This window comes from Desulfogranum marinum (genome assembly GCF_016918565.1).
In the GTDB taxonomy this organism is placed as follows: domain Bacteria; phylum Desulfobacterota; class Desulfobulbia; order Desulfobulbales; family Desulfobulbaceae; genus Desulfogranum; species Desulfogranum marinum.
Genome location: NZ_JAFFQD010000087.1, coordinates 1 through 6,040, shown reverse-complemented (window position 1 = coordinate 6,040; position 6,040 = coordinate 1). Strand labels below are relative to the sequence as shown.

Genomic DNA, 6,040 nt, shown 5'->3' with positions numbered 1-6,040 from the left:
GAAATAGTTAATCAAGTAATTTTAGCGACTTACTAAAAAAACTTTACCAGGAATCGTAAAAAGAGCATCCCTTAAAAGGCGATTTTCTCTTACTAAATCAAATAAATAGCTTCTCGCGGACAGACACTAGGTAGCAGGGATAGGTTACAGACTGTTCCCTTTCCCCCTTTTTATTAATAAAATTACTATTTTCTTAAGTATATCAGGGATAACAAGTGTATTCTCTTAACTATCTGATACGTAAACTTAAAAATATTCAAACTAACCTGTCTTTGCACAGACGCCACACCCTTTAAATTGGTCAACTTGACCTATTACGCACTGCCTTACCTATTATCGCCCAAAAGCGTCAACTTGTCGTTTTTGCCTTCCCCCCTCAGCGACACGTGTCCTTCCTTTTGCTCATCATATACCTGCTGAATTTAACTCGTTTATAACATTACCAACTTAAACTTTTCATATTCATCGAGGTAAACTAATGGCACGAAAACCATACGAAGGTAGAGGATTCATTCCCACAAAAATCCGGGGACCAAAAAACTTATATGATTATCTATGGTCCTTAACGGAATTGTTGGAGTTTGATATTGACCCACAAAATAATATTGAAATGCGCAAAAAAGTACATCATTTCTTGGCTCATATTTACAACAGTCAGAAATCCGTATTTATCAAGAAGGAAAGTACTACTGACCTCTTTGATGATGAAAACTTAGAGCTATTTATTCCTGTGTATTGCAGGTTAATTGACAAGACATTTTCCAGAGATTTCAAAACGGTTCCCCTGAAGAATAAATATCGGTTGATTGAAATGACAGGCTCAAACAACTTGCTGCACATCAGCAGGTGCTACAGACTACCTGACGAAAACTTTCACGAGTGCCTTGAGATTGAAAACCAGGACACCAAGGAACAATGGAATGTCTTAGTTGCAGGGAAACGGCCCAAAAGACCTGTTAACATAATCAACGGGGCTCCCGATAGAGCAATCCGCACTGATAAATACCATGAGAAGGAAAGAGGTTTTAAACTTCCTGATGATCTCAAGAGAAGCATAAAATCTCTGTCTCCGTGTGTATTCAATCCAGTGCACATAAAAAGGCTAGTAGACTACAGAGAAAAGACCTACCGAAGAGCAAAAAATAACTACGATAAAGCACTTTTAAACCCGGAAATTAGCCCTGAACAGATGGAAATCTATTTAAAAGATTTACGTAGACTTAAGAAAAAATTCATAAACGAACGCAGCAGCCAGCAAACAATCCTCTACCAACAACCCAAGCTATTAAAAAAGAAAAGTAAAGCAGGAAACCCGCTGTACAGTTACCAAGTCGCAAACCGTCCTCAAGTATCAGGAAGACTAAGTGAAATTGGCGGAGGAATTCAGAACGCTAGCAGGTACTTTAAGAAATGCGCTTTCAACGGCGTTAAACACTATAATTACGACCTAAAAGGCTCCCAGGCTAACATTCTAATTCATGAACTCAAGGATTCCGGTATAGATAACACCTGGATTAAAAACTACATGGCTGACCCCAATGCTAAATACACATATTCTAAACGAGTTGACCTTGACACTGATACCTGGAAAACATGCCTTTACGCTGCAATAATGGGCTCTGAACCAAGTGGAGAAAACTCTGCGATTAAAGATGCTATTCGTGAATACTACCAATTCAAGTATCCAGGCAATAATACAACCAAACTGGAACGCAAATCCCTAAATAACTTCATTAAGGAAGCAAAAGGCCTACTAACAAGTGTTCGCAAGTGGAGGAACTACATAATTAGCCCAGATTCTCACTATCTCTACGATTCTAAAAAAGACTACTACCACTGGCAAAATGCATGCGGTATGCGTCACAAAATCTACGGTCTAAGCAAGAGAAATGGTGAACTTCACCTCATGGATATTTTCTATGAACACCAAGTGAACCCGGAAAAGACTCCTTTAACAAAACTTGGAGGTTCTGCTAAATCAGAGGCTGAAAGAAAACTCACTGCTTTCATCTTGCAAGGACAGGAAGCACACTTCATACACCACCTGACATTACTGTGCACTGAACACGATATTAAAGTACTCAGGAACGAGCATGACGGACTGATAACCGACTCTGAAATAACCGATGAACTCGTCGAGAAAGCCAGTAGAAAATCCAAGTTAAAAGGTGCTGCGTTAGAATTAAAGGCTCTAGCAAGTACCGATGACCGTGATAAAGTTAAGACTGAAAGAAAACTCGCTATTTCAATAGGTAAGAAGATTCAATTTTAATTTCACTTCTCTTTTTTTTTTTTTTTTTTTGAAAGTTAACTAGTTCGAGTAATAAGTGTGGAAGCCGAGAGCCCACTAATAGCTAAAATACCACCTGAACCACCTTCGTGACCTCCACAACCCTGTTGTTGGGCCAAACAAGCACGTTGCGGGTTTTTCGTCAATCCGTATAACATATTGACATAACTAGATATTTTTTTTTAGAATAGCTAAATACACAAAACCATCTACCATAGAATAACCTGTTAAATACCTCTACAACCTACTTCCCCAACCTCTGAACGGCCTAGTTCAGTGTTTTAAGCACATCTGCTTTTTGTCGGTGACTCGGTTAGCATTGAAGATGTCTATTCTCAATGCTATCCCGGGTATCATTTACGACAATTTGTCGTATTTCCAGCGAATATACCGAAATGGCTAAAAACAACCTTTAAACAGGTATTTATTGACTTTTTTATGTTTTTCGACTAATATACGTACACATCAAGTGATCACTTGGTGCCTTCTATTTTCATCGAAGTTTCGACTTACACAAAATCACAGAAAGGACAACTATGGATAACGGGTATTCAATTACTCGTGATAAATTTTTGTCGCCCGATGAAGTACGTCAACTGCTAAAAGTTTGTGAGGAAAAGGCTATTGTTGACACTGCTAAAGGGCGGAAAACTTGGGTCACGAGAGCATTTTTAATACATTTTGCACTATATACCGGCCTCAGAGTCTCTGAAATAGCTGATCTATGCATTGGAGACCTGTATTTAACCGGAATTAGCGACTCTTACCTTGTGGTCAGGAAAGGCAAAGGGAATAAGAAAAGAAGTGTGTATATCGACGCGCAAACCAAAAAATACATCAAAAATTACTTGGAGTATAAGAAAAAAGTAGAATTTTTATCCATGGATGCAAATGCACCCGTGCTCGCTAAAAGTAATGGTGAAAAATACACCACTACAGCCCTTTATTTAAGCTTTAAGCAGGCTATCAAAGCAGCTAACCTGCCTTCCCACTACTCGATTCACAGCGCCCGCCATACTTACGCAACCCTCCTTCTGAACAAAACCGGTGGCAACTTGCGGTTTGTCCAACGACAACTTGGTCATGCGAGTCTCAATATGACCACCCTTTATGCAGACATTCTCCCCGAACAAAATCAAAACCTTGCCAACAGTATCATAAAGTAACAAACCGATTTTATGCACAATTTCATTTATATATATACATGTGAAAACGTGTGACGCACAAGTGCGTTTTTACCACCAAAGGAGACCTATTATGTGGAATGTACCGAAACAAGAACAACTTGATTTAATCCCAAGGCTCTATAGTACCGAAAACACGGTTTTAGCAGAAAAAATAGTGTACCTGCACTTCTTCATAGGTGGATGCGATTGGTACATAGTTGAATACGACGGTGAAGACCTGTTTTTCGGTTACGCTATTCTAAATGGAGATATTCTCAATGCCGAGTGGGGGTACATTAGTTTCACCGAACTGCGTGAAATAAAAGTAGGGTTTGTTGAAATAGATTGTGATCTTCATTGGGAACAAAAACCGGTATCGGAAGTTCCACTCATTAGAAATTGGTAGTGTACCGACAGGGGCAACTGGATAGTTTATGCGGTGTCTATTCTGTAATCAATGCAACAAAAGCCCTGAAACCAAGATCGAGTTTACTGAATACTCAAGAATTATTCTTTTTAATCTGCGATCACCTTTCACAGCATAAAAAATCTAATAGGTTCCTGATAGATGGAATAACAACACCTAATGTCAGCAGTATCCTGAAATCCATCATCTGCCCGGAATTCAACCTCACGTATTCAAAACCGTATCACCGAAACGCTGAAGCACCTTTACGATTACTCTGGAAAACCCTGTACACCAAACTCAACGATGACACTAATAGAGTGGCTATTATCAGCTTTGAAAGTTGGCACTACGCGCATTGGACAGTAGTAAGGGCCGCCTCACACAAGCGTTTGACCCTGTTCGATTCATCTGACAGAAAGCACCTTAATAGGAAGTCATGTTCTACCTTTGAAGTAACCGAAGAAACCCCAATCTGTTTCTACCCCACAAGCCTCTTCATCTTAGAGCACCAGTAACGGTGGTCGCAATCTCATGATTTCATCGCTAATGGTATCGTGACCCTCGGCACCAATTAAATTACCACCTGCAAATTCTCTGGAAAACCATACACACGGCCACTGGACAACAGTAAAGACAGCCGGACTTACAACGACAAAATGTTGTCAGTTTATTAAAAATAATTTCAACACAACGGAAAAAAATGAGCAAAGAAAGGACAGTCTCAAGTGATCTCGAACTAGCCGATGAACTGCTATTAGGAATTGAACATGCAATTTATTTTATCAGGAAGGCTATAAGTAACAAAAATTTTAGAAGCGGCCAAAAGGATGTTCATTTGATAGTCGAGCTGGCGGAACGCCTTCATAAACAGTTGGGGATAATTCCTTTACGTACATCACAACGTAGAGCCATTAAAGATGCAACGGAAAATGAACGAACCGACCTGAAGAAAATTGATAAAAAATTAGACGAGACAAACGACGAATTATGCAAGATTTCAGATGCTATTGATAACGCAATTGGCGTGATTCTTAACGACTATTCTGGTCTTGAACAGTACGCCACTAGTTATCGAATGATATCTGATTTAGAGCTAACTGACCCAGCCAAACCAATGGCCATAAAAAACAGCATTCAGAATGAAGAAATTGACCCTTTCTTCAACAGAAAGTTGAAGCAGGGACTAGTTAAGAAAATTGTCAAAATCACAGCCGCGCCTGAGAACAAAAATTACAGCCCATTATTTCGCAACCTATCAGATGACAGTTTTCCAGAAATATATCTGGATGACATTTTACAGATCAAAGAATTTCAGATCGAAATATCTTTTAACGTGGTGAAAAAAATCAAGGCACCGTTTTAACGATAGGCTACATGAACTTCCGAATCAGTGGTTATCGAAACAACGATTGGCCATGGTACCCCTTGAGCTATGTACAGTAGTTCAGGCTGGCCTGACAGCTAACAGCAAAAGTGACAGAGTCGGAGATGTACAGGAATAGGTGTGCCACGAGAGCAAGCAGTTTTGCTCGTAACTACACGAAAGATGAAGGTAGGCCCCTCGAAGTCGGCTTGCAAGAGCGGGCTTCAAACCACCTTAAGCTGCTGTGGTGAAGAGCCATGGTGGTGAGCGTTAAGGAAACAGCCCGGCATAAGACTGGGTCAGGTGTGGACTATGGAGACGAACGCAAGTGAACCACTGATGAGGTGTCGAAAGTACATGGATGTCGTCAAAACTGGGACCTTATTCTACCCCAGGATAAGTTCGTAAGTTCGGGGGAAACCTGTCTACTACCCAAGCGGTACCCGGCAAAAAAGTGGCGTGAACATGGTCTTGGCTTTCGTGTGGAACATGGGAACCTGTCGTTCCGATGCCAAAGGAAGAATCCAAGTGGAAGACCCATGAGGATGCAAGTACCAATGCGGAGCACAGGGGCGGATTACCTCGTAATAGTGATGAAGCCTCTGTAATGGAGGTAGAGCGAAGGGTGGAGGTTCCCCCCCCCCCCCCGGGCGACTCGACTCTTAACCTGATCAGTTTATACAAACTCAAGTTTCTGAGTTATCTTAAGTTGTTAAAATATTGTGATTTATACCGGCTACACGTCGACTGCTTTCAATCAACTCTACTGCAGTGCTCATGATTGTATCAACCATCAAAAGTACAATATCTTC

General features: G+C 40.6%; 4 protein-coding genes. All 4 read left to right on the top strand.

Translation table 11 applies throughout. The annotated features are described in order from the left end of the window. Positions 1-478 precede the first annotated feature (478 nt). The 4 genes from JWH17_RS22585 (at position 479) to JWH17_RS22570 (ending at position 5,228) form a co-directional block, all read left to right on the top strand. The gene (locus JWH17_RS22585) at positions 479-2,272 is read left to right on the top strand and encodes a hypothetical protein (RefSeq protein WP_205224968.1); all 1,794 of its coding nucleotides are present in this window, start codon (positions 479-481) and stop codon (positions 2,270-2,272) included. Positions 2,273-2,826: 554 nt separating this feature from the next. After that, positions 2,827-3,456: a tyrosine-type recombinase/integrase gene (locus JWH17_RS22580; protein ID WP_205224967.1), complete on the top strand. Its 630-nt coding sequence runs from the start codon at positions 2,827-2,829 to the stop codon at positions 3,454-3,456. Positions 3,457-3,547: 91 nt separating this feature from the next. Then, entirely contained in the window at positions 3,548-3,862 is a 315-nt protein-coding gene (locus tag JWH17_RS22575) for a DUF2958 domain-containing protein (RefSeq protein WP_205224966.1), read from the top strand. Positions 3,863-4,565: 703 nt separating this feature from the next. Further along, positions 4,566-5,228, top strand: coding sequence for a hypothetical protein (locus JWH17_RS22570; RefSeq protein ID WP_205224965.1), 663 nt, complete (start codon positions 4,566-4,568; stop codon positions 5,226-5,228). Positions 5,229-6,040: the final 812 nt, after the last annotated feature.